We start from the raw sequence: 23,056 nt of genomic DNA, 5'->3' as shown, positions 1-23,056 counted from the left end.
CCACGGCGGGCGCGCCGGCCGGTGCTGGTTGCCTGGGGTTTTGGTCATGGCGCAAGCTCGTCGCCGCCTTCGCGCAACAAGCCACAGCAGCTGCTTTTCAGTTTCCAGCGGAGTTTGATGCCCGTCTCGTACCAGATGAAATACACCCACAGCATCTTGTCCGGCAGCGCCCGCGGCGCTCTTTGCCTGTTCGACGCCAGTACTTCGTCGATGACGTCTTGCGGCACGCGTGACTGGACGGCGACGCGGGCCGTCTGGATGGGCAGCGAGCGGGACATGGCATGCACGCCGTCACTCCAGACTTGCCGCGCTACAGGATCAGAAGGCCTGTCCGGGTAGGGATAGGGCCATACCTGCCATTCGAACTCCACCCAATGCGGCAGTTCGCGGCCATCCGGCGCGGCACCCATGGTCTTGCCGCCAGTCATGGGATTCTTGTCGGGTCCCAGGGAGCCAGGGGTCGGAAAAAATACGCCGTTCGCCGTTCGCGCACGCAGCACGTCGACCTCTTTTCCTTTGATGCCGTTGCTGAAGGTCACGATCATGCCGGGGCCTTGCTGCGAGTGTGGCGCGGCACAGGCAGTGCAGAGGGCGATGGCCGCCAGGAAGCAAACTGCCTGGAGCAGATATGTTTTCATGATGGTGCCTTGCAGGAAGCGTTGACGATGGGGCCGGTGGTGATGCTTAAGCCATAACTGGCCAGCCAGAGCTTGTATTTGTTCATGTCCACCAGCCCGATATCGGGATTGGCCATCGTGCCGCACTTGTAAGCATCGGGAAAAAAATTGATGAAATCGTTGGTGTCCGAGGTTCGCTTGCCATCGAAGACCGCGTCCGTCTGCGATACTTCCTTGCCGTTTTCATAGCCGACGTATCTGGTGACGGTAATGTCGTCGCTGTTGAACCTGTTGCCGCTCCGGTCATGCAAGATGGGATTAGTGATAATGTCCCATCCATTTTTTTCTAGTTTTTTTTCGCTTATGGCGATTCCCTGTCCCTTCGCCTGTTCAACCATCCACATCAGCGCCACATCGGACAGGTCGCCGGTGCCGAAGCCGCCGCCGATGTCGGAATGGCTACCAATGAACGCCTTTTCGAGGCGGTTCGCCGAACTGGTCTGGCCGGGTCTGTCCATGATGGAGCGCAGATCGAAGTCAGGCGGCCCACCGCGGTGCTCGTTCAGCGCGACTGCATGCACCGCGTATTTGACGGCGGCCGGTACTGAAAAGAAGTATTGCTTTTCACCTTCATGCAGTATGCCGAGATGCGGCACGGTATCCCACAGACCTTCAAAGCGCAGGTTCAGGCAGCGGCTTTTCCCATCAGTCACATAGGCGCCGTCATTTTTCTTGAGGTTGTCGGCAACGACATTGAGAAAAAAGCGTGCCTCTGCTGCACCTCGGCTAAAACCCACCACGTCAATATCCAGGAGACCAGTGTTCGCGCTTTCTTTGATGTAGTCGTTGAGAAAGGTAAGCCCCAGGCTCACGCGCTGGTCGAAGCCTTCGCCCGTAATGGCGCTGCCGGCGTAGGGCATATCCGGGTTGGTGGTGCCGATGCCGGTGATATAAAAAGCCTTTCCATTTTTGATCTGGTCATAGACCTCGTAGAACTTCAGCACATTGGAAATCGAACTGTCCGGCTTCGGATGTTCGCTATTGCCCGTGCCATCAAACGCAAACAGGATCAGCCCGTTCGGATCGACATACTTGAGCGGATTGCCCGCGACATAGGCATAGCTGTTGGCGCCGGCGCGCAGGCCCAGCGGGTCGGGCGTCAGGTAACGGCCCTGGGCCGGGTCGTAATAGCGCTGGTCGTTGTAGTACAAGCCCGTTTCCTGGTCGGCATACTGGCCCGGCAGGCGCAGCTTGAGCTGGAAGGCGTACTGGGTGTTTGTTTTTCTTAACTTGCCAAATGGCGCATATGCGGCTTGCCACACGGGCTTGCCATGGGCGTCGGTAGCCAGCTCGGGCGCCCCCAGATGGTTGTTGTGCAGGAAGGCGATGCTCTCGCCGTGACTGAACCAGGCTTGCCAGATGGCCGAGATGTCGGCCATGGCTTGCGCCAGCGGCCCACGCTGTTCCCGTAATTCGGCGGCGGCGTCGGCCGCCGTGTCGATCAGCGCCAGCGGCTGGCCGGCAAGATAGATGTATTGCCGGCTGACCTTGCCGTCGGCATCGACTTCCGCCAGCAGCTTTCTGTCGTCGTCGTACAGATAATAAGTACGCATCCCGCGCACTTCCTTGGCCATGCGCAGCCCGCGATGGTTGTAGCGGTAGCGCGCCAGCAGGTCCAGGCCCTGATGCACTGCCAGCAGCCGGCCCAGCGCATCCCATGCATAGCGGCGCTGGCCGATGCGCTGCGGCTGGCCGGCCGCGTCGTAGCGGGCGTCTTTCGTATCGCTGGCGCGGACGGTGTTGCGCCGCAGTTCATCCTGGCTGGCGATCTCTTCCTGGCTGATAAGGCGGTTGCCGCCGCTGTCGTAGTGGTAGCGGTCGAAGCTTGCCGCCGTTGACGGGGCCAGGGAGGTCGTTGCCGCCGCAATCAGGCGGTCGTGGGCATCGTAGGCGTAGCTGCTGGCAGCGTCCCTGTCCCTCGTATACAGCAAGTTGCCCTGCACGTCCCACAGGTAGCGGTGATCGAGCAGGGCGGCCGGATCGGGTGGCAGGCCCAACGCGCCAGCCTGAGCGGCGTGCTGCGCATTTTCGGCTGGCAGCGCGGATTTCGGCGCGGCCACGGCCTGGCCGATGCCCAGCACGGCTTGCAACGCCAAGACGGCTTGCTGCCCGGATTGGTCCTCCCGCGCGTTGCGGTAGACGATGCGCGCCAGCGCCCCTTCCTTGCTGCGCTGGTAAAGGGCTTCGATGCCGTTGCCATAGGTGTAGCGCTTGAGGCCCATCACGTCGCGCTCCAGGTCCTTGACGATGCTTGTCCCTGGCAGCAGCCAGCGCAGCCAGGGAATGTGGACGCGTTGGCGCTCAAGCGCGACTACTTGCTGCTGGCCATTGCGCCGGTATTCGAGCAGGCTGCCGTCCGGCAAGCTGATGCCGCTCAGCTGCCCCAGGCTGTCATAGCGGTAACGGGTGTGATAGCTGGCCTGTTTGCCGCCGTGGAGCGTGATGATGACGGTCTTGACGGACAGGCGCCCATGCGCGTCATGGCTGTAGCGTTCGGCTTGTAGCGGGTGATCGATGGCGACCAGGTGTGCGCCCGCGTAGCGCCAGGTGCTGACGGTCTGGCGCTGGCCGGCCGGAGTGCCGACATCGGTGATGACCTGGCGCACGATGCGCCCGGCGCCATCGTAGGCGTAGCTGGCCTGGTTCCCCATGGCGTCGGTGCCCGCTATCAGCCTGCCGGCGGCGTCGAATTGCCGGCGTGTCATGCCGCTGTCGGGGCTGATGGTGGCGATGACCTGGCCGAAATCATCGCGCAGATAGCGGGTGGTGGCGCCGTTTGGCGCTGTCACGGCAATGGGCTGACCGTCGATATCGCGTTCGAAGCGGGTTTCCGTGTTTTGTCCCAATGCCTCCGGCGTGTTCGCCCACTGCGTCACGCCGACGATATTGCCCATGGCGTCATGCCGCAAACGCGTGACGCGCCCCAGCGCATCGGCCACCGTATCAGGCAGGCCGCGTGCGTTCCACCTGATCGTCGAGCGCGCACCATTCGCATCGGTCATGGCCAGCAGATGGCCCAACGGGTCGTAGCGGTAGCCAAGGGTTTGCTTGATGGTACTCGATTGCGTGGTGGTGTCGAGCAGGCGGTTTTCCGTGTCGTAGCGATGGCGCGTCACGATGCCCAGGTGTGAGGCGTTCCAGATGCGGCGGCCGGCGGCGTCGTAACCCAGGCGGGCAAGCGACTGCTGGCCTGCCTGGTCGCTGTATGCGATTTCGAGCGGATTACCCAGACCGTCGTAGCGCGCCGCATACGTCGCGCCGTCGCGCGTCTGGCGCATTAACTGGCCGCGCGGCGTGTAGGCGTACTGCGTGATCTGACCGAGCGCATCGGAGATGGTGGCGATGCGGCCGGCGCCGTCATAGGTGAACGCGCGCTTGAGATTGCCAGGCGCGATGATGGCGGTCAGGGGGACGTCGTTTGTTCCATGCTCGTCATACCGCGCCAGCATGCCCGCGTTGCTCTTGTCCGCCGGCTGGCCATATTCAAACACGGTGACATCGGAGTCCAGCGGCGTGCCCGTCTTGCCGTTGGGCAGGGGGCCGTCGGTACGGGTCAGCAGGCTGTGGCCGGCGATGATGGCGTACTGGTAACTGGTGGTGCGCGCGATGGCGGCCGTTGCCTGCTGGCCGTCGTGGCCTGGCACCCAGCCCGTCTGCGTCACGCGCAGGACCTGGCCCATGGCGTTGTAATCGATGCGCGTTTGCCGCTCCTTGCCCGGCACGACGCTGGGGCGGGCGATCAGCGTGGGCGCGGGATCGTCGCCCGCGTATTCCAGGCGTAGCCGCCATTGCGCGGCGCCCCGCTTGCCGTGCTGGTATGTCACGCTGCCGGCGCGGACGGTGCGGCCCAGCGGATCCAGTTCGCGCCAATTGGCACTGACGGGCTCGCCCTTGTCGTCCAGGCGGGTCGTTTCCAGCAGTTGCCCCAGCTTGTCGTAGGCGTAGCGCACATTGCTTTCGCCGCAGCTGGCGCAGCCGGCGCCGCGTACTTCCAGCAGGCGCTGCTGGCCCCCGACGATGGCGTGGCGGTAGACGGTGCGCTGGCCCAGGCTGTTGGTGAGCACGGTTTTTCCCCCCTCGCTGGTATCGAGCGTGACCTTGCCGACATTGCCGGCATGCGTGCTGAGGTTGGCGCGGCCGTTGCTGTCGTAGCCGAAGGTGGCGTAGCGCGTGGCCACGGGCGGGCCGCCGGCGCTGCCGGTTTCGATGCTGATGCCCGTCAGCAGCCAGGGCAGGCGCGGGTCTTCGTGGTGGTAGCGGCGGCTGACGGCGGGCTGCGCCTTGTCGCCCGCCGGCAAGTGCACGCGCAGCAGGTTGGCCAGCAGGATGCGCCGCTCGAAGGACAGTGCTCCCGGTGGCGGCGCGCCGCCGTAGTCGTAGGAAAAGCGTCCCACGGGGCTGTCGATGTGTTGCACGCCGCGAAATTGCGTGCCGGCCCTGGCGCCTGCCGAGGTGGGCGCCAGGTAGCGCAGGTGCAGGCTGCGGCCTTGCGGGTCGGTCACTTGCACCAGCAGATGGTTGTCGTCATACAGCAGCCTGAGCATTTCGCCCGTGGCGGCCGTGATGCTGTCGAGCTTGCCGAAGGTATTGAAATGCAGGCGGCGCCCGTCGGGCAGGGTCCAGGTGTAGTCGCTGGCGCCGTTGGCCTGGGGCGCCAGCGTCAGGCGGCCGTGGGCCGGCAGCGCCGTGCTGCACAGGTCCGGATGCCGTCGATCGCGGTCGAAGATGACGCGGGCGCCGTCGGCCTGCAGGATCTGGATGCGGCCATCCTTGTCGATCAGTTCGGTTTCATACGACAGTTTCCATTCGCGTCCCATGGGACCGTTGGGGCTGCCTGGCTTGCTGTAGGCGCTGTTGTAGTGACGTACGATTTCCACTCCCAGCACGCCGGGCAGGGCGGGCAAGTCTTCCTCGCGCTGGTATTTATTGCCGGTGATGACGTTGATGGGATTGCCCGCGCCCGCATCGGGACCGCCGCTGCCGCCCACGCCGGCGACGGCGCCGCTGCAGGGGGATGGGGGGCCGCCCGGTTCGGGGCCGCAGGCGCGCGCGGGCAAGGTAAAAGATAGCATGCAGGATAACAAGAACCAGGCCGGCAGGCTGATACTGCGGGGACGCAGACGATGAATATATAGAGATGGCAACATGGTTTACCTCAGCTCGGTTCGCAGCAGACGATGGAGCACGGTTCCGGCACGCAATGCCGCGGGTCCGTGAACGGGTTGCAAGGGGGCGGCGTCACGGGCGGATCGGTGCAACTGAGGTTGTCGCACGCGGGCGGCGGCAGGTCTGTGACGGGCGGGTTGCCGGGGTTGACGGGCGCTCCGCCGTTGCCCGGCCCCGGCGTGGAAACGGGGCTGTTGCCCTCGATGGCGTCGGACTGCATGTGTACGGTGACGTGCGTGACCACGGGTATGCGGCCGCTGGCCAGCAGTTTGGTATGAAAGGCGTCCGTGTGCGGGTCCAGCCATTTCAGGTAGGTGGCATACAGGTTCTTGACCAGGGGAACTTTTGGCAGGTAGCCATGCGTGATGCGCAGCTTGATGAGGTTGGCGTCCTGGATGGTTTGGCCGGAAGTGGCGCCCACTTTCTGCTCCTTCAGGCTCTGGCCGCCGTAAGGGATGACGCGGCGGTTGCCCGTATGCAGCGCGATTTGCCTGTGCACGTCGTTCCAGTCATCAAAACTTTGCCGGGTCGGGTTGAGCAGCTCGATGCTGGCGTTACCGGTGCCGTTGGCGCCGAGGTCTGCGTTCGCTTTGGCCAGCGAAGCAGCGAGCTGGGCTGGCGTCTGGCCCCCGCCGTACAGGGGGATCAGCGCGCGCGTGTACGCCGCGTAGGCGCTGCTGACGCTGGCATGGGCGACGGCCCCTTCGCGCGCGGCCATGAAGGCCGCGTAGTTGATTTGTGTCCTGGCAAAAAACAACATGCCGTATTGCAGGATCGACAGCCCGAGCAGGGTGATGATGGGGCCGACCACGGTGAATTCGATCATCGCCGAGCCGCGCTGGGTCTTGTCCCGCGTGCCGGCCACCGTTGCGGGCGCAGCTTCCAGCCGTGGATGCTGCAGGCGGTCGCCGGGGCGGATGTGCAGGGCCGCGATGGCGCCGGCGGCCAGTTCCAGCGTGTGCGCCGTGCGCGGCGCACGCCAGCCGAGGCCGCCGAAGCTGGCGCGCCACGGGCGCAGGCCGGCGGCGCAGCCGGTGACGACGCCGTGGCGGTCCAGGTAGACCACGTCGATGGGGTAGCGCATGCAGGCTGCATGCACGCTGGCGCAGCGCGTGATCAGCAAACCTTGCGCGCCATGCAGCGGCGCGGCCAGCATCAGGCCGCGCAGGCGCGTGAGAAAGCTGTCCGCCAGGCGCAGTTCCAGCGCGTGCGCACCGCTGGCCGTGTGCAGGATGCTGGAATGGCGCGTGGGCATGGCGGCTCCTTATAGGCCCGACTGCATGAATTGCACGACGATGGGAAAGAACAGGACGATGAAGGTGCAGGGAAAGATGAAGGCGATGAGGGGAAACAGCAGCTTGACGGGCGCTTCCATGGCCAGTTTTTCGGCGCGCAGAAAGCGCTCGGAGCGCCGCTGATCCGCTTGTGCCCGCAGCACGGGTCCCAGGTTCATGCCCATGCGTTCAGCCTGGATCAGCGCCGTGACGAAATTGGTCACGGCCGGTTCCTGCACCCGTTCGCTCATGGCGCGCAGCGCGTCGGCACGCGCCTTGCCGCTACGCACATCGCGCAGCACGCGCTTGATTTCGTCGCACAGCGCGCCTTTCGGCCCTTTCAGCGCCGCCTGTTGCAGCGCGCCCTGCAGATTGAGTCCCGCCTCCACGCACAGGGTGATGAGGTCGAGGTAGAAGGGCAGGGACTTGTTCAGCGCGCTCCTGCGCAGCGCCATGCGGTCGCGCAGCCAGATACCCGGGTAGCACCAGCCGGATCCGGCGCCGGCAAGCCCTGCCTGCCAGTAGCGGGCGGCGCCGACGCCGCTGCGGCTGCCCTGGCCCAGCGAATCGAGCACCCAGCACGAAAAGGCGGCGACGATCAGCGCGCACAGCAGCCGCGCCGCAACGAATTGCGAGGGGCTGAGACTGTAGTCCAGGCCCGCCTTGCGCAAGCGCACGGGCAGCGAGGCCGTGGGCGCCCTGGCAATGAAAGGGCGCAGCGCATGGCCGCCCCAGTGGATGGGCCACCACAGCAGGCGGAAGGCGAGGGGCGGCGCATCCTTGTAGCTGCGGTCCTCGGCCGGGATGGCGGCCACCGTCCTGGCCAGCAAAGTCGCCAGCAGCGCCATGGCCAGGCCGGACAGCATGGCCAGGGCAGTGATGGTGAGTTCGATGCGGGTGGGAGACATGGCGGCGCCTAGACATCGATGGCGACGATGCGCCGGATGACGTGGATGCCCAGCACTTCAAGGGTGGCGATGACGGCCAGCGCCCCCCAGCCCATGCGCGTGTGCCACAGCTGGTCCATCGCCTGCGGCTCCATGTGGTCGAGCACGAGCATCAGGGTGACGGGCAAGAGGCCGACTATCCACGCCTGCAACTTGCCCTGCGACGTCAGCGCGCGGATCTTGCCTTCGATGTGCAATCGGTTGCGCACCGTGCTGGCCGTGCGTTCGAGCATTTCCGCCAGCCCGCCGCCCGTTTCCGTGGCGATGCGCATGGCCGACACCACGAGGATCGTGGTCTGGGTAGGAATGCGCCGCACCAGGCCGTTCAAGCTTTGCTCCAGGGTCACGCCCAGGCGCTGCTCGCGCAGCAGCAGGGTAAATTCCTGGCCCAGCGGCGCCTGCGCCTCGATGACCAGCTGCGACATGGCCAGGTTCAGGCTCAGGCCCGCGCGCAGGGCACCGGCCAGCATCATCAGCGCGTCCGGCAACTGCTCTTCGAACTTGCGCAGGCGCCGCCGGCGCAGCCAGGCATACACGGCGCGCGGCAGCAGGGCCAGGCCGATGAAGGCCAGGGCGGCCACCAGCATGCTGCCGCTGGCCAGCCCGGCGATGATGGCGCCCAGGGTCATGGTGGCCGCGTGGGCCAGGAAGATGCGCGCGGGATCGACGAACAGGAAGAATTCGCGCACCTGGAAACGCGTGCGTTCCGTGAAGTGGGCGCGGTAGCGCAGCATGGTGGCGATACCGATGTCGATCACCAGCCAGGCGAGGATGGCCGCCGCCAGGGCGGCGATGGCGGTGATGAACAGCAGCATGTGGGCGGCGTTCATGGCGCTGTTCATGTCGCCTCCCGCTGGCGGAAGATCGTCGTGTCGAGCGGCTGGCCCTGGCTGCGCAAGGCTTCGTAAAAGCCCGGCAGCAGGTCGCAGCCGCTGAAATAGCCGCGTACGGTAGCGCCTTCGCCTTCGCCTTGGCTTTCGCCAGCGCCGCCGTAGCCGAGGTGGACGAAACGGAACAGTTCCTGCATCTGGAACTTGCCGCTTTCCATGCCCGTGATTTCCGTGATGCTGCTGACCAGGCGCGTTCCGCAGGCAAAGCGCGTCTGCTGCACGATCAGGTGGATGGCGGAGGCGACCTGGTCGCGGATGGCGGACAGGGGCAATTCCATACCGGCCATCAAGACCATGGTTTCCAGGCGCGCCAGGGCGTCGCGCGGGCTGTTGGCGTGCAGGGTGGTCAGCGAACCGTCGTGGCCCGTGTTCATCGCCTGCAGCATGTCGAGCGCCTCGCCGCCCCGGCATTCGCCGACGACGATGCGGTCGGGGCGCATGCGCAGGGTGTTGCGCACCAGTTCGCGGATGGAAACGGCGCCCTTGCCCTCGACATTGGCGGGGCGCGCCTCCAGGCTGACCCAGTGTTCATGGTGCAGTTGCAGCTCGGCCGCGTCTTCCACCGTGATGATGCGCTCGCCCGCGGGAATGAAGTTGGACAGGATGTTGAGCAGGGTCGTCTTGCCGGAACCGGTGCCGCCCGAGACGACGATATTCTTGCGCGCCGCCACGCACACTTGCAGGAAAGCGGCCATGTCGGCGCTGAGGGCGCCCAGTTGCACGAGATTGTCCGCCGTCATCTTGTATCTGGCGAACTTGCGGATCGTCAATGCCGGGCCTTTCAGGGCCAGCGGCGCGATGATGGCGTTGACGCGCGAGCCATCCTTCAGGCGCGCGTCGACCATGGGCGAGGATTCATCGATGCGCCTGCCCAGCGGTGCGACGATGCGCTCGATGACGCCCAGCACGGCCCGTTCGCTGGTAAACGTCAGCGGATGCCTTTCCAGCTTGCCGTCGCGCTCGATATAAATCCGGTCGAACTGGTTGACCATGATTTCCGTGACGCCTGCATCGTCGAGCAATTCCTCCAGCGGCCCCAGGCCCACGGCTTCGTCGAGCACTTGCCTGGCCAGCAGTTCATAGTCGAGTTCCTCGGGGATATCGGCCCGCTGCGCCCGCATGATGTCGTGGATGTAGCGCCGCGCTTCCGCGCGCAATTGCTCATCGCTCATTTTCGATACGTCGTGGCGGCGCAAATCCATGGTTTCGAGCAAGATCGCGTGCAGGCGCTGACGCCATTCGAATTCCAGCTGCTGGCGTGCCTGCGGCGCCAGGATGATGGCAAAGTCCTCTTCCGGCGCGGCGCCGTCGCCCGCTTGCCGCTGCATGTGCTGCTGCATTTTTTCCGCCGCCAGGCGCGAGGCGTGGATTTCCGCCGTGGCGCGCTGGTTGCGCGTGGCGGCGCTGCTCGAGCGCGAGTGGAAAGCGGCCGCCTGCACGGGCCGTGCCGTGCCGGCCAGTTCCTGCACCTGCAGCTTGTAGGGGCCGATGGCGATCACGTCGCCCGGCGCCAGCGGGCCATGCTGGCTGCGGATGCGCACGCCGTTGACGCTGGTGCCCACATAAGAGCCCATGTCTTCCAGCAACACGCCGGAAGGCGTCCTGAGCAGGCGCGCGTGTTCCTTGCCGATGCGCCAGCTGTCGAGCCAGATGTCGTTGCTGGTCTTGCTGCCGACCATGCAATCGTCGGGCACGCTCATTTGCCTGGCGCTGCCGTCGGGGTGGAGGATGTCGACCTGGAACATGATGGCCTTCATTGCGCCGGCACGGACGGCGGCGCCTGGTTGAAGCGGGCCGCATCCGCGCCGGGCTGCAAGGCGTCGCTGAGGTGGGGCGGCTGGCCCAGCTGCTGCTCCAGCCGTTGCGTGGCGCTGCGCACCCGGTCCGCCAGGCCGGCGCTGCGGCTGTCGACGATGCTGGGCGTGACGAATACCACCAGCTCCGTTTCCTTGTTCTGGTAGCGCTTCGAGCGGAACAGACTGCCCAGGATGGGGATGTCGCCCAGCAGGGGCACTTTGTCGACGTCGCTGCTGCTATTGCGTTGCAGCAGTCCGGCAAGGACGATGGTTTCGCCCTGCCGCACATTGAATTCCGTACGCGTGCGCCGCGTCAGCAAGGCCGGGCCGCTGCTGGTGGACAGCGAGGCGTCGATGGAACTGACTTCCGACTCGATGACGGCGCGGATGACGCCATTGCTGCCCACCTTGGGTTCGATGTCGAGCTTGATGCCGTAGGGCTTGAACTGTACCGTCACGCCGTTGACGGAGGCGACGGAATACGGAATCTCGCCGCCGGCCAGGAAGCTGGCCTTGTAGCCGCTGCGCGTCGACAATTGGGGCTCGGCAAGGATGCTGGCAGTGCCATTTTGTTGTAGTGCAAGTAACTGCGCGTTCAGCCCCAGGTTGATGGCGCTGAGGATGGTGAGGTTCGAGGGCAGGGGCACGAAACCGCCGTTGCCGCCATTCGGCACGGTGATCGGCGGCGCATTGGCCTCGCCCGTGCGCACGTTGATCGCATAGCGGCCCGCATCGCCGCGGCTGGACGGCGCCCAGATGCCGCCGATGGCCGCGCCGCCCGTGGCGCTCCATTTCAGGCCCAGCTCGCGCAGTTCCGTGCGGGGGAACTCGACCACCTTGACGTCCATCATGACCATCTGTTCCCAGCCGATGGGGCTGGTGAAATTGACGATTTGCGGATAGCGCCTGGCCAGTTCCGCCACCTTGTCGCGGTCCGCGTCGGACAATTCATCGCCTTCGACGACGACCTTGTCGCCCACCACGCTGGCCTTCGCTTTCGGGATGGCCGACAAAAAGCTGGCGATATCGCGCGCATAGCGGCGCATGTCGAGCGGCAGCACCGTCACTTTCACGCGCTGGTAGCGGCCATCCTGGTGCCAGACGAACAACGAGGAGTTGCCGGCGCCGTTGGCGAAAATGATGACATCCCTGTCGTCGAGCGCGTTGGCGGTGATGACCTGGCCATTGCCCACGGCAATGCGCGCCACGCCCGGCGTGGGGAAGACGCGTGATTCGCCCAGGTACAGCTCCAGTTCGGGCTCCGATTCGGCATCGTCCTGATTGGCGATGGGCTGGTAGCGCGCTGCCGCGCTGCTGGGATTGGCGGTCTTTGGCATGCTGCCGGCCCTGGCTGCGAGCGGCGCCTTGCCTTCGATCACGCCCTGGGACGCCGTTTGGGCGCGGGCGCAGGCCGGTGCCGCCAGGCTTGCGCCCAGCACGAGCGTTACGCAAAGGGCTGACAGCAGGGTGAGGAAGTAGCGTTTCATGGGACTGTGTCCATACAAAGGGCGTGCGGTGGCTTGCGCGCTGGCGCAAGGCAGGCTGTCGCCGGTACGCCTCAGGGCGGCGCGGCGGCAGCGTTGATGAGCGGAATGGGCGGTGGGGCGGCCACTGGCGCCGGCGGCATCGCCACTGGCGGATCGGTACCGCTGCGATGCCCCTGCAGGCGCAGGGCGTCGGGCGGCGCCGGCATGCCGCTGCCGCCATACAGCACGGGGATGCCGCGCCGCTGCGGCAGGGGAAGGCTATCCGGCCGGGCGCCGAACAGCAACGACAGGTCATAGTCTTGCTGGCCGGGCGCGGCCTTGTCCGCCGGATTGCGCAGCAAGGCCGTCAGCTTGCCGCTTTCGCGCGCGATGATGAGGTTACGCGCTTGCGCGGGCGTGGTGTCGAGGGTGACGGTGGCAAATTGCGCGGCCTCGCCGTTTTTCGCGTCATCCACCGAGCGCTGGCCCGTGGCCATGACTTGCATGCTTTGCAACAGCGGCAGCACGACCTTCCTGCCGTTCTGGTCGATGGTCAGCATCAGGTCGATCAGGTCGCCTGGTTCCAGCATGCCGGAGATCGAATTGATTTCATCGACCACCACCGTGATGGCGCGCCGCCCCGCCGCCAGGCGTGCGGAAAAGGTGGGCACGCGCTTGCCCGCCATCTGGCTCCACATGATCATTTCGCCCGCCTTGACGGGAAACGCGATGGCGTTGCCGGCGATGCGCTCGAAATCGCCCGGCTGCACGGCGCCCGAGTGGGCATATTCGACGGGAATCTTGCGCACGGCCGCGTTGTCGTTCGACAAGATCGTGTTTTGCGCCAGATCCGTCTTGGCGACGACGACGCTGAGCGTCTGATGCACATTGCGCGCCTCGATTTCGGCCACCCGGGAGCTGAGGAAGCTGCGCGTGGCGACGGCGGCGAGCAGGCCGATGGCGAGTGCGGCGCCCAGTACCACCCAGGTCTTGTTGATCTTCGAAAACGGGGGAAAGGGAATTTTCATGATGCTCAGCCGGGCAGGGAAATGGCGTAGCTGAAGTCCTGGTACACGGACTTGAAGGCGGCCAGCAGTTGCCTGAGCACGCTGGTCTCGCCGCTCATGCCCACGCCCAGGGCGATGGCCAGCGCGGCGCAGACGATGGCGTACTCGACGCTGGATTGGCCCTCTTGCGGCCGGCGGCGGAAGCGGGGCCTCATCTGGCGGACTCCAGGCGCGTGATGGTGTTCAGGGCGATGGCCGTGTGGCCCTGGCTGTCGCGGTAAATCACCGCGAGCGCTTCACTGGCGGAGGTCTTGAAAAACAGCGAGGTGGCGCCGCCGGGCGCACTGGCAGCCGAGTCCGCACGCTCGAGCGTGTAGCCTTGCGCTTCGAGGGCGCGCCGCAAGTGACGGACATTGCTCTCGACCCCCATGTCGTTGCTGACAGTGAGCAACTCGGCGCGGCGCGGGCCATCCACCGAACGCGTTTGCGTCAGCAAGCGCGAGCCGGCAGGAAAGCGCGACAGCAGCCTGTCCGTGGCGCTATCGTGCGGCCCCGGCGCGGCGCCCAGGTGGCTGACGGCAAGCAGGCCGCGCGTACCGCTTCCCGCTGGCTGCAGCTGCACCGTGGCGTAAAATTCGCCCAGCGCCCGTCCCAGCACCAGCGTGCCGTCCCGCGTGTGTTCCGTCAGCGGTTGTCCCAGGCTGGCGCGGAACAGCGCCGCCACCTGGACCGGCGTCCTGGCGGACAGCACGCCGCGCACGTGCAGCGGCAGGCCATTGACGCGCATCTCGCCACCCGTGGCAAATGTTTCAATGCCGGCGGGAACAGCGATCACGGGCCAGGCTGTCGGCGCCGACACAGCGGCACTGCAGGGCAGCAACAGCGCCAGTGCCGCGCCTGATAGACGCCGAAGATATTGTTTTGCTGTCATTTCTGCAATCTCCCCTGATGCGGATAAGGTGGATGGCGCAATGCCTACCTGAGTCGGTCGGGCGGCACGACATCGCGCCAGAAGTCGAGCTGCCCCAGCTTCGGACCTTGGATGTGCCCCATTTCCACCAGGGTCACGCTGGCATTGACCACGCCCGCCGCATCGCGCAGCGCCGTGGCGGGAACCAGCAGCTTGCTGTCGAGACGGGACTGCACCTGGGCTGGTCCCCCGGCTGCCCAGCCATCGATGGCGACGCTCGTATGGCGGTGGATGGCCAGGTCGAGGCTGTCAAACGGCTGATAGGCGACGATGCCTGCCGGCAACTTAGCCAGGCGCACGCTGACGTTGCCCCGGTAAATGCCGCGGCTTGGCAAGCCCAGTTCGTCGGCGGTGTGCAGGCCTGCGGAGGCGCCCGGCAAGCCGTTGAAAGGTGCGCCGTCGCTGGCGGGCGTGAAAGCGCCGGCATGGCTGGCCGCGTTGCCGGGGCCAAAACTGACGGCCACGTCGCTGTCGAAGTCCGCGATCAGGGCGATGCCGGCAGGCCCGCGCCAGAACAGGTTCTGGTGCGCGAGAAAATTACCGGCCGTATCGCCCGTCTTGATGGGGGCGTCCGCATTGCTGAAAAAGCGCCGGCGCACTTCGCCGGCCAAGGCTGCCGGCGGCTTCCAGGCACTCTGCGCATCGTTGTGCGTGATCGCCTCGAAGGTGACGTAGCGGCTGGCCATGCCGGCCTGCGTGGCGATGTCCTGGTATTTGGCGATCAGGGGCAGCAGCAGGTACAGCGGCAACAGGGCGGCGGCGAGCACGAGAAACTCCGTCAGCGCCTGGCCGCGGTCGTGCCTGGGGCGAAAGCTGTGCCGTTTCATGGCCGGTTCTCCGGGCGCGTGATGCGAAAGCCGCCCTCGAGGTAGGGCGCGAAAACGGCGTTCGGCACCAGGGTGTCGAGCCTGGCCTGCGTGGCGCGCAGCTCGATGCCGTTGGGCGAGCTCATTTCCAAGGTCATGCCGGACATGCCTGCTTCGCCGATGGCGTCCAGCGAGGAAAAGGAGCCGCCGCGCGACACGCAGTTCTTGCCCTCCGGGTCGAGCGGATTGGGCCGGACCTCGCATTCCAGGCCGAGGATGACCTTGCGTTCGCCCATGCCCGCCTGCGGGTGCGCTTGCATGGCGGCAGCGAATGCGGCCATGGCCGGGCTGCCGGCCGCCAGGCGCACGATGTCGGCCTTTTGCGCCGCCGTCATCGGCGGCTGGCGGCGCGGCGGCGCGGCGCGCGCCTGCCCCGTGGCATCGCAATGACCGTGCGCCGTCTTTGCCAGCAAATCGACTTCGCAGGTCCCCAGGCTCGATGACAGGCTGGCCTTGCTGGTGCGCGCTTCCATCAGACTGCAATCGCGGGGATCGATGGCATAAGACAGGCCGGCGGCGTACACGATGCTGCGGTTGACGGCAGCATAGGTGTCCAGACGCATGCTGATGACATGTTCGGGCCAGGCGTGTGGCGGCTTCGAGGCGATGCCCCGTTCGCTGTTGCGCTGGACGCAAGCCTGTACTTCCGCGTGCAGGCGGGCCAGGCCGGCCGCGTCGCCGGGCTTGCCGTTCAGGTAGCCGCGCGCGCTGACCAGGTGCACCTTGACGGTGGCGTCGCGCGCCGCCAGCGCTTCGTGGACCATGGGCATTTGACGCACGGCATCTTCGGCCTGCGTGCTGGCCCTGGCCGGCAGCAGGATGCAAAGCAGGAGCAACAGGGACAGGCCAAACGGCTTCATCGCGCGCCTCCCATTGCTGTGGCGGCCGCCAGATCGGCCGCCGAGGTCGGCACGAGGCGCACTTGCCAATACGGGTTGAACAGGCTGGCCAACTCCGTCATGCCATCGTCGCGCCCGCTTGGCCGTTCGAAATACACTTGTGCGGAGGACACTGCCGCCAGCACGGCGTGGGCGGGCTTGCCGTCGATGAGGGCCAGGCGGCCGCCCGGCTTGATGCCGGAGCTGCCATCGGATGTCCTGAGCTGGCCTTTCGCCCGCGTCAGGCGGATGGCGAAGGTCAGGCGCGGCTGCGGGTCCGTCGACGCGTAGGCCAGGGCCGGCACGGCGATGTCGTAAAAGGTGGGCAAACCGCTGTAATGCCAGTCGCTGCTGCTGGCCAGGGCGCTGGCGCGGGGATTGCCAGGGCGCGACTGGCCGTAAGCGGCGCCGCTGTCGTCGGGCGTGCCGTGGGCCGCCGCCTGCGTGCCGTAGCCGAGCGGCATTTCATCGTCGTCGCAGGTGGGCAGGCGAAACAGGCCGTGCGTATGCCAGGACCAGTGGTGCAGCGACGCCGTGTCCATGGCTTTCCACTCGTCGAAGTCGACGAGCTCCGTACCGCCGCGCCGGCGGAACTCCGCCTTGTTGCTCAACAGGCAAGGCAGGTGATTGGCCGAGGTCCAGGAGCGCTGCCGGACGAAGGCATCGCGCTGGGCGGCAGCGAGCGCCGCCTGCTTGAAGCGGCCCCGTTCGGCGCCCGCATACGCGCGGATGAAGCTGCTTCCTTCGAACTCCGTGAACGTATCGGTGATGGGCATGCTGTCGACATGTACGCTGCCGTCGCCCGCATAGTTGGCGTCGGCCACCTGCTGCATCAGCGTTTTACGGGCAGGCAGGATGGTGGCCGCCATGTTCGCCTGCGCCCCCTGCAGGACGGCCTTGGCCGCTTCGGACGCCAGCACGCTGGCCTGCGCTGCTTGCTGCGCCACCTGGTCGACGGCTTGCGCGGTATTCCTGGCGGTAGGCAAGCTGAGCAGGTAGCAGACGGGGATGTAATCGATCAGCAGCAGCGCCGCCGGCACGGAGTAATAGCTGCGGCAGTTGAGGGGCGTAACGTTTTCCGTATGTTTGACGACATGGGCGGACCACGCGGCGATGCTGACGGCTTGCGCGATCATGACCTCGTTGGCCATCAGCGCGCGGTTGGTGTAGGCGTCGAAATTGAGGGCGCGCGCCTGCATGACAGCGGCGCTGTAGGCGACGGCGTCGGCCGTATTGACGAGCTTGGTTTTTTCCGCCGTGAGCTGGCCCGTATTGAAAACGAAGAGCAGGGCGGCCAGGCCGCCCATGAGAACGACGATGCCATAGATGAGCGCCTGGCCTTGCTGGCGGCGTTGCGCGAAGGGGGGCAGGCGGACTGCCTGTAGCGGTGTCATGATGATGTGGATGAGGCGCTCATTGGCTCGGGGGCTCGCTGGCGGCGGCAGCCTAGTCCTGCTTGCCGGTGGTGGCCTGGTCGCCGTACGTGGACAGGCTGTTCTTCGCCGTGTCCTTGGCGGCGGTCTCGGCCTTGGTGGCGGCCCCGCCGGCCTTGGCGATGGCGGCTGTGCCGTTCTTGCCCGACACCTCCATGGCGATACCGGCCGTCTGGTTGCGTATGGTGGCGCCGAACAATTGATATACGCCGATGGCGGCGACGGCGATCAGGGCCACGATGACGATGTATTCCGTCATGCCCTGTCCCAATTGTTGCCGTATTGACTTGATTTTCCGCATAGCAGGTTTCATTTGAAATACCTTTCAGTTGAGAAAAGACAAACAATGGATGAATAAAAGAAGCAAGCACGCTCATCGTATGGCTGTTTTAATAAGCTGGCTTAATCGACATCAAGCCGACTGAGGATTTACGGGGAAGTGGGGCGGGATTGGCAGGCGTGCGCTGATAAAACAACAGACAATATTGCCAACTGAACGATGCACGGGAGGCGCCATGTCGGACATTATCGAACTGTTGCAATGGCCCGCCATGGCCGCTTCGCTGCTGGCGGCCTGGCTGGTGGGCTCGCGCATGGCCGCGCGGCGCCTTGCCGGGTTCTGGGTTTTCCTGTTCAGCAACGTGCTGTGGGTGTGCTGGGGCTGGCAAGACGAAGCCTGGGCCTTGATCGTGCTGAACGTTTGCCTGGCGCTGACGAATGTGCGTGGCATCGTCAAGAACGAGGGGCCGTGACGTCGCTTCCACTTGGGTATTGTCAATATGGAATTTTTTTTCGGGGCGGCATACATGCCGTGCCGCTGCCCCGCATCCATTTCAAGGCGGAAAATGGCCATTCTGGCCCGGTAGTTCCGGATATTTGCTGTCTTATATAAGATTCGTCGCCATCGGATACACAAACAGCGGCAGGACAGTCTAAAATACGCGGTGGGCAAGCACGGCGTCACCGCCGGCACACTAGCCGTCCAAAGCAAGGCTAACCGTCCTGTGTTTGGAATGAAGAAAGTTAACCACCAGGCATCACCGCATACAAGGGAATGAACATGGCAACACAAAAATCCAAAATCATCTACACGCTGACTGACGAGGCGCCGCTGCTCGCGACGTATTCCCTGCTGCCGATTATCAAAAAATTCACCGCGCCGGCCGGCGTGGACGTGGTGTCCAGCGATATTTCGGTGGCGGCACGTGTACTGGCTGAATTTCCCGAATTCCTGACGGACGCGCAAAAAGTCCCGAATACCCTGGCTGAACTGGGCAAATTGACCCAGAATCCGGACACCAACATCATCAAGCTGCCGAACATCAGCGCCTCGCAAGGTCAGTTGATCGCTTGCGTGCGCGAACTGCAAGGCCGTGGCTACAAGCTGCCCGACTATCCGGAAGATGCGAAGACCGAAGAAGAAAAAGCCTTGAAGGCCCGCTACGGCAAATGCATCGGCAGCTCGGTCAACCCGGTCCTGCGTGAAGGAAATTCCGATCGCCGCGCACCGAAAGCCGTCAAAGAGTATGCGCGCAAGCACCCGCACTCGATGGGCGAGTGGAGCCAGTCGTCGCAAACCCACGTTTCGCACATGCACCATGGCGACTTCTACCACGGCGAAAAATCGCTGACCCTGGAAAAAGCGCGCGATGTCAAGATGGAACTGGTCACGGCCTCGGGCAAGACCATCGTGCTGAAACCGAAGGTTTCCCTGCAAGCGGGCGAAATCATCGACAGCATGTTCATGAGCAAGAAAGCACTGCTGGAGTTCTACGAGAAGGAAATCGACGACGCCTTCAAGACGGGCGTGATGTTCTCGCTGCACGTCAAGGCCACCATGATGAAGGTCTCGCACCCGATCGTCTTCGGCCACTGCGTGCGCATCTTCTACAAGGACGCGTTCGCCAAGCACGCGGAACTGTTCGACAAGCTGGGCGTGAATGTCAACAATGGCATGAGCAACCTGTACGACAAGATCGACACGTTGCCAGCGTCGCAAAAGGATGAAATCCTCAAGGATCTGCACGCCTGCCACGCGCATCGTCCGGAACTGGCCATGGTCGATTCGGCCAAGGGCATCACCAACTTCCATTCGCCGAACGACATCATCGTCGACGCGTCGATGCCGGCCATGATCCGTATAGGCGGCAAGATGTGGGGCGCCGACGGCCGTCCGAAAGACGTCAAGGCAGTCATGCCGGAATCGACTTTCGCACGCATCTACCAGGAAATGATCGGCTTCTGCAAATGGCATGGCAACTTCGATCCGAAGACCATGGGCACCGTGCCGAACGTGGGCCTGATGGCGCAGCAAGCGGAAGAATACGGTTCGCACGACAAGACGTTTGAAGTGCCTGAAGGCGGCACCGCCAACATCACCGACCTGGAAACGGGCGAAGTGCTGCTGACGCAAACGGTGGAAGAGGGCGATATCTGGCGCATGTGCCAGGTCAAGGACGCGCCGATCCGCGACTGGGTCAAGCTGGCCGTCACGCGCGCGCGCAATTCGGGCATGCCTGCCGTGTTCTGGCTCGATTCCTACCGTCCGCACGAGAACGAAGTCATCAAGAAGGTCCAGGTTTACCTGAAGGAGCACGACACCAAGGGCCTGGACATCCAGATCATGTCGCAGACGCGCGCCATGCGCTACACGCTGGAACGCGCCTTCCGCGGCCTGGACACCATTTCCGTGACCGGCAACATCCTGCGCGACTACCTGACCGATCTGTTCCCGATCCTGGAACTGGGCACCTCCGCCAAGATGCTGTCGATCGTGCCGCTGATGGCCGGTGGCGGCATGTACGAAACGGGCGCCGGCGGTTCGGCACCGAAACACGTCAAGCAGCTGGTGGAAGAAAACCATCTGCGCTGGGATTCGCTGGGCGAGTTCCTGGCCCTGGCCGTGTCGCTGGAAGACATGGGCATCAAGACGGGCAATGCGAAGGCCAAGATCCTCGCGAAAACCCTCGACGAAGCCACCGGCAAACTGTTGGACAACAACAAGTCGCCATCGCCACGCACCGGCGAGCTGGACAACCGCGGCAGCCATTTCTACCTGGCCATGTACTGGGCGCAAGCCCTGGCAGCGCAGAAGGACGATGCGGAACTGGCAGCGCATTTTGCGCCAGTGGCAAAAGCCCTGGCAGACAACGAAGAAAAGATCGTTGCCGAGTTGAAAGCAGTGCAAGGCAAGGAAACGGATATCGGCGGCTACTACCTGCCGGATCCCGCGAAGACGGAAGCGGTCATGCGTCCTAGCGCCAGCCTGAATGCCGTGCTCGACACTATCTGATGCAGTCCTGACAGGCAGTAAGTTCTTTACTGCCTGACAAAAAAACGCCGCCGGAAGCGATTCCGGCGGCGTTTTTCATTTTCCCTGCATCTTACTGGCCCTGCATCTTACTGGTAGTGCTTGTAAACACTGGTGCTGCCATTGCTCTTGACCAGTAAGACGTCGTATGCATCCTTGCGCGGCCCTTCCATGCCTGGCGAGCCCATCGGCATTGCCGGCACGGCCAGGCCTTTCGCCTTGGGTTTTTCGCGCAGCAGCTGCTTGATGTCGCTGGCCGGCACATGGCCTTCGATGGCGTAGCCGTTGACGAGGCCCGTGTGGCAGGAGCCGAGCGCGTCGGGAATGCCGGCCAGCTTGCGGTATTGCGCCGGCATCTCGACGTTTTTCGCGCGCACCGTGAAACCGTTCGCTTCCAGGTGCTTGATCCATTCGGAACAGCAGCCGCACGAGGCGCTCTTGTAGACTTCAATGACGGGCAGGGCCGCCATGGCGAACGTGGGCAAGCCCAGCATGGCGGCGAAGGCGCCGCGCAGTATGTAATGTTTGATCATGTGCTGCTTTCAGACGAATAAAGTCTATCGTGGCCACCGCGGTGGCCTGCTTCGGACGAGCTTGAAATTTATGCGGAAAGCGGCCGCGGCGGCCGGCGCGGGCCGTCGGGAATGAATCCCGGCAGCAAGGTATCCGTTGCAGCGGCGACGCGTTGCGCACCCGTGCCGGCGGCGGCAGGCAGGGAGAGGCCGGGCGGCATCAAGGCGCCCAGGCAAAAGCTGGCACAGGCGCCGCACGCGGCATGCTTGGCAGGGGTCTTGTTTTCTTCCGGCATGCCGGCGTTGTCCGTGATGGCGGATGACTGCACGGCGTGATGCTGGCAAGCCGCTGCCATCGCGGTGGCAGGCGATGCCGCAAGCGGCGCGCACGCCCGCATGGCGCCCGCGGCGGCCGCCTGCAGCGGCACCGCCGCGATCAGCAGCAGGATCAGCCATGTTTTGAAGAGTCTTAGCATTGCCGGAAAGTATAGCATGCAGGTACTGTCGCCAGGCATGCTAGCGCGAGGCGGCGGCAAGCATCTTCGATGCATACATGGCCCGGTCCGCATGGCGCAACAGCAGTTGCATGGTATCGCCGTCTTCCGGATAGTGGGCCACGCCGATGCTGACGGTGATCCGCAATTGCTGTCCGTTGCCCAGGTGCAGCGGCGGGGCCAGGGCTGCGTGGATCTTTTGCTCGATCAGGCTGACATCGGCCGGTGTGACATTGCTTTCCAGAAGCACGACGAATTCATCGCCGCCCATCCTGGCCAAGGTGTCGGTTTCGCGCATGCAATCGCGCAGGCGGTTCGCCACCGTTTGCAGCAGCAGGTCGCCACAGGCATGGCCGTGGTCATCGTTGACGCGCTTGAAGTTGTTCAAGTCCAGGAACAGCAGCGACAGCCGGCCTTCCTGGCGGTGCGCGCGGGCGAACGCCGTGTGCAGGCGGTCGTGGAACAGGCGGCGGTTCGGCAAACGGGTCAGTTCATCATGCATGGCCATGAACTGCATTTGCGTCTGCAACTGCCGGCGCTCGATGGCGGTCGCTAGTTGCTTTGCGACAAATTGCAGCAAATCCTGGTCTTGTGCCGTCCCGATGACGGCATCCTGGCCGCCTTGCAAGGCCAGCGCGCCGATGCTGCCCATCGAGGAATACAGGGGCACGGCAAGCCAGCACGAGGACAGGGCGCCAGCCGCCGTTTGCAGCGCCGGCGGCAGGCCGGCCAGTTGTCCCGCCCGCAGCAGCAAGGGGCGGCCGCTGCGCAGGACTTCGTCGCACAGCAGGCTGGCCAGGGACGGCGTCGGCTGCGGCGCGCTGTCGCCGGCATGGCAGGTCATCAAAGGCTGTGCGCCATGTTCGTCCTGCAGCAGCAAGGTCAGGCTGCGCGCAGGCAAGTGCTCGCCGATGATGTGCTGTATGCGGTACAGCAAGGCGGGCAAGTCCTGCGTCGCCTGCATGGCTTCGGAAATGGCGTACAGCGCAGCCTGCTTCGCCTGCGCCTGTTTCAGCAAGGTGATGTCGCGCGCCACGGCCACGCGTAGCTGGTCGGCGGCGGACCAGCGGGCCGACCACATGATGTGGGCCAGGCTGCCATCCTTGCGCAGGTAGCGGTTTTCAAAGTGCGTCTGCGCATGGCCATCCATGATGGCGCGCGCGGCGGCCAGGGTGCGGGCGCGGTCGGTGGGGGCGACCATGTCGAGCATGAGCTTGCCGATCATTTCCTGCTGCGTGTAGCCGAAGATGCGTTCGCAAGCGGCGCTGACGAACACGAAGCGCCCGTCCACGTCAACCATGCACACGGCGTCAAGCAGCAAATCGGTGAAACTGGCGACCGGCGCGCTAATCATATGTTTCATATGCCCA

The 23,056-nt window shown here is 64.8% G+C and carries 19 protein-coding genes; 2 read left to right on the top strand and 17 right to left on the bottom strand.

Features of this window, described 5'->3' with window-relative positions; translation table 11 throughout:
* Positions 1-44 precede the first annotated feature (44 nt).
* From AC3RCG_RS16965 to AC3RCG_RS16900, 14 genes are all read right to left on the bottom strand, one after another.
* Entirely contained in the window at positions 45-638 is a 594-nt protein-coding gene (locus AC3RCG_RS16965; RefSeq protein ID WP_070218537.1) for a hypothetical protein, read from the bottom strand.
* A complete protein-coding gene (locus AC3RCG_RS16960; protein WP_492401107.1) occupies positions 635-5,749 on the bottom strand; it encodes a phospholipase effector Tle1 domain-containing protein in 5,115 nt (1,704 codons plus the stop codon). The genes AC3RCG_RS16965 and AC3RCG_RS16960 overlap by 4 nt, the downstream gene beginning before the upstream one ends.
* Before the next feature lie 83 nt (positions 5,750-5,832).
* A complete protein-coding gene (locus AC3RCG_RS16955) occupies positions 5,833-7,098 on the bottom strand; it encodes a DUF192 domain-containing protein (protein WP_070312488.1) in 1,266 nt (421 codons plus the stop codon).
* 9 nt (positions 7,099-7,107) lie between these two features.
* Positions 7,108-8,025: a type II secretion system F family protein gene (locus tag AC3RCG_RS16950; RefSeq protein ID WP_070218534.1), complete on the bottom strand. Its 918-nt coding sequence runs from the start codon at positions 8,023-8,025 to the stop codon at positions 7,108-7,110.
* Positions 8,026-8,033: 8 nt separating this feature from the next.
* Entirely contained in the window at positions 8,034-8,906 is an 873-nt protein-coding gene (locus AC3RCG_RS16945; protein WP_070312487.1) for a type II secretion system F family protein, read from the bottom strand.
* Positions 8,903-10,699 carry a TadA family conjugal transfer-associated ATPase gene (locus tag AC3RCG_RS16940; protein WP_492401691.1) on the bottom strand — a complete coding sequence of 599 codons (1,797 nt, stop codon included), beginning with the start codon at positions 10,697-10,699 and terminating at the stop codon, positions 8,903-8,905. The genes AC3RCG_RS16945 and AC3RCG_RS16940 overlap by 4 nt, the downstream gene beginning before the upstream one ends.
* A gap of 8 nt (positions 10,700-10,707) precedes the next feature.
* Positions 10,708-12,237, bottom strand: a complete 1,530-nt coding sequence (locus AC3RCG_RS16935) for a type II and III secretion system protein family protein (protein WP_492401109.1) — start codon at positions 12,235-12,237, stop codon at positions 10,708-10,710.
* Positions 12,238-12,308: 71 nt separating this feature from the next.
* Positions 12,309-13,244 carry a Flp pilus assembly protein CpaB gene (cpaB, locus tag AC3RCG_RS16930; RefSeq protein WP_492401110.1) on the bottom strand — a complete coding sequence of 312 codons (936 nt, stop codon included), beginning with the start codon at positions 13,242-13,244 and terminating at the stop codon, positions 12,309-12,311.
* 5 nt (positions 13,245-13,249) lie between these two features.
* Positions 13,250-13,438: a Flp family type IVb pilin gene (locus AC3RCG_RS16925; RefSeq protein WP_070291499.1), complete on the bottom strand. Its 189-nt coding sequence runs from the start codon at positions 13,436-13,438 to the stop codon at positions 13,250-13,252.
* Positions 13,435-14,082 (bottom strand): hypothetical protein, encoded by a 648-nt coding sequence (locus tag AC3RCG_RS16920; RefSeq protein WP_492401111.1) that lies wholly within the window; start codon positions 14,080-14,082, stop codon positions 13,435-13,437. The genes AC3RCG_RS16925 and AC3RCG_RS16920 overlap by 4 nt, the downstream gene beginning before the upstream one ends.
* Positions 14,083-14,198: 116 nt before the next feature.
* Positions 14,199-15,020, bottom strand: coding sequence for a hypothetical protein (locus tag AC3RCG_RS16915; protein ID WP_070218528.1), 822 nt, complete (start codon positions 15,018-15,020; stop codon positions 14,199-14,201).
* Positions 15,017-15,919, bottom strand: coding sequence for a hypothetical protein (locus AC3RCG_RS16910; protein ID WP_070291497.1), 903 nt, complete (start codon positions 15,917-15,919; stop codon positions 15,017-15,019). Before AC3RCG_RS16910 ends, AC3RCG_RS16915 begins: the two co-directional genes overlap by 4 nt.
* Positions 15,916-17,331 (bottom strand): pilus assembly protein TadG-related protein, encoded by a 1,416-nt coding sequence (locus AC3RCG_RS16905; protein WP_492401112.1) that lies wholly within the window; start codon positions 17,329-17,331, stop codon positions 15,916-15,918. Before AC3RCG_RS16905 ends, AC3RCG_RS16910 begins: the two co-directional genes overlap by 4 nt.
* A 52-nt stretch (positions 17,332-17,383) precedes the next feature.
* Positions 17,384-17,629, bottom strand: coding sequence for a Flp family type IVb pilin (locus AC3RCG_RS16900; protein WP_070218525.1), 246 nt, complete (start codon positions 17,627-17,629; stop codon positions 17,384-17,386).
* Between the two features lie 256 nt (positions 17,630-17,885).
* On the opposite strand from AC3RCG_RS16900, the gene AC3RCG_RS16895 reads away from it, so the two are divergent.
* Together AC3RCG_RS16895 and AC3RCG_RS16890 are read left to right on the top strand one after the other, a co-directional pair.
* Entirely contained in the window at positions 17,886-18,122 is a 237-nt protein-coding gene (locus AC3RCG_RS16895) for a hypothetical protein (RefSeq protein WP_070218524.1), read from the top strand.
* A gap of 308 nt (positions 18,123-18,430) precedes the next feature.
* Entirely contained in the window at positions 18,431-20,662 is a 2,232-nt protein-coding gene (locus tag AC3RCG_RS16890) for an NADP-dependent isocitrate dehydrogenase (RefSeq protein WP_070218577.1), read from the top strand.
* A 107-nt stretch (positions 20,663-20,769) separates the two neighbouring features.
* On the opposite strand, the gene AC3RCG_RS16885 is transcribed toward AC3RCG_RS16890, so the two are convergent.
* The 3 genes from AC3RCG_RS16885 to AC3RCG_RS16875 all read right to left on the bottom strand — a co-directional run bounded on the left by AC3RCG_RS16885 (position 20,770) and on the right by AC3RCG_RS16875 (position 23,049).
* Positions 20,770-21,213: a DUF411 domain-containing protein gene (locus tag AC3RCG_RS16885; protein ID WP_070218523.1), complete on the bottom strand. Its 444-nt coding sequence runs from the start codon at positions 21,211-21,213 to the stop codon at positions 20,770-20,772.
* Positions 21,214-21,281: 68 nt separating this feature from the next.
* Positions 21,282-21,668, bottom strand: coding sequence for a hypothetical protein (locus tag AC3RCG_RS16880; protein WP_230502781.1), 387 nt, complete (start codon positions 21,666-21,668; stop codon positions 21,282-21,284).
* Between the two features lie 40 nt (positions 21,669-21,708).
* Positions 21,709-23,049 (bottom strand): sensor domain-containing protein, encoded by a 1,341-nt coding sequence (locus AC3RCG_RS16875; RefSeq protein ID WP_492401113.1) that lies wholly within the window; start codon positions 23,047-23,049, stop codon positions 21,709-21,711.
* Between the last annotated feature and the right edge of the window lie 7 nt (positions 23,050-23,056).

The sequence above is a fragment of the Janthinobacterium sp. GW823-FHT01H08 genome, assembly GCF_058797855.1.
This window is presented reverse-complemented; position numbering and strand designations above follow the sequence as displayed.

Coding starts and splice junctions, on each gene's coding strand:
- AC3RCG_RS16945 (WP_070312487.1), bottom strand. CDS start 8,906: ATGAACAGCGCCATGAACGCCGCCCACATGCTGCTGTTCATCACCGCC.
- AC3RCG_RS16905 (WP_492401112.1), bottom strand. CDS start 17,331: ATGACACCGCTACAGGCAGTCCGCCTGCCCCCCTTCGCGCAACGCCGC.
- AC3RCG_RS16885 (WP_070218523.1), bottom strand. CDS start 21,213: ATGATCAAACATTACATACTGCGCGGCGCCTTCGCCGCCATGCTGGGC.
- AC3RCG_RS16875 (WP_492401113.1), bottom strand. CDS start 23,049: ATGAAACATATGATTAGCGCGCCGGTCGCCAGTTTCACCGATTTGCTG.
- AC3RCG_RS16880 (WP_230502781.1), bottom strand. CDS start 21,668: ATGCTAAGACTCTTCAAAACATGGCTGATCCTGCTGCTGATCGCGGCG.
- AC3RCG_RS16915 (WP_070218528.1), bottom strand. CDS start 15,020: ATGAAACGGCACAGCTTTCGCCCCAGGCACGACCGCGGCCAGGCGCTG.
- AC3RCG_RS16925 (WP_070291499.1), bottom strand. CDS start 13,438: ATGAGGCCCCGCTTCCGCCGCCGGCCGCAAGAGGGCCAATCCAGCGTC.
- AC3RCG_RS16960 (WP_492401107.1), bottom strand. CDS start 5,749: ATGCTATCTTTTACCTTGCCCGCGCGCGCCTGCGGCCCCGAACCGGGC.
- AC3RCG_RS16940 (WP_492401691.1), bottom strand. CDS start 10,699: ATGTTCCAGGTCGACATCCTCCACCCCGACGGCAGCGCCAGGCAAATG.
- AC3RCG_RS16965 (WP_070218537.1), bottom strand. CDS start 638: ATGAAAACATATCTGCTCCAGGCAGTTTGCTTCCTGGCGGCCATCGCC.
- AC3RCG_RS16895 (WP_070218524.1), top strand. CDS start 17,886: ATGTCGGACATTATCGAACTGTTGCAATGGCCCGCCATGGCCGCTTCG.
- AC3RCG_RS16890 (WP_070218577.1), top strand. CDS start 18,431: ATGGCAACACAAAAATCCAAAATCATCTACACGCTGACTGACGAGGCG.
- AC3RCG_RS16955 (WP_070312488.1), bottom strand. CDS start 7,098: ATGCCCACGCGCCATTCCAGCATCCTGCACACGGCCAGCGGTGCGCAC.
- AC3RCG_RS16950 (WP_070218534.1), bottom strand. CDS start 8,025: ATGTCTCCCACCCGCATCGAACTCACCATCACTGCCCTGGCCATGCTG.
- AC3RCG_RS16900 (WP_070218525.1), bottom strand. CDS start 17,629: ATGACGGAATACATCGTCATCGTGGCCCTGATCGCCGTCGCCGCCATC.
- AC3RCG_RS16935 (WP_492401109.1), bottom strand. CDS start 12,237: ATGAAACGCTACTTCCTCACCCTGCTGTCAGCCCTTTGCGTAACGCTC.
- AC3RCG_RS16910 (WP_070291497.1), bottom strand. CDS start 15,919: ATGAAGCCGTTTGGCCTGTCCCTGTTGCTCCTGCTTTGCATCCTGCTG.
- cpaB (WP_492401110.1), bottom strand. CDS start 13,244: ATGAAAATTCCCTTTCCCCCGTTTTCGAAGATCAACAAGACCTGGGTG.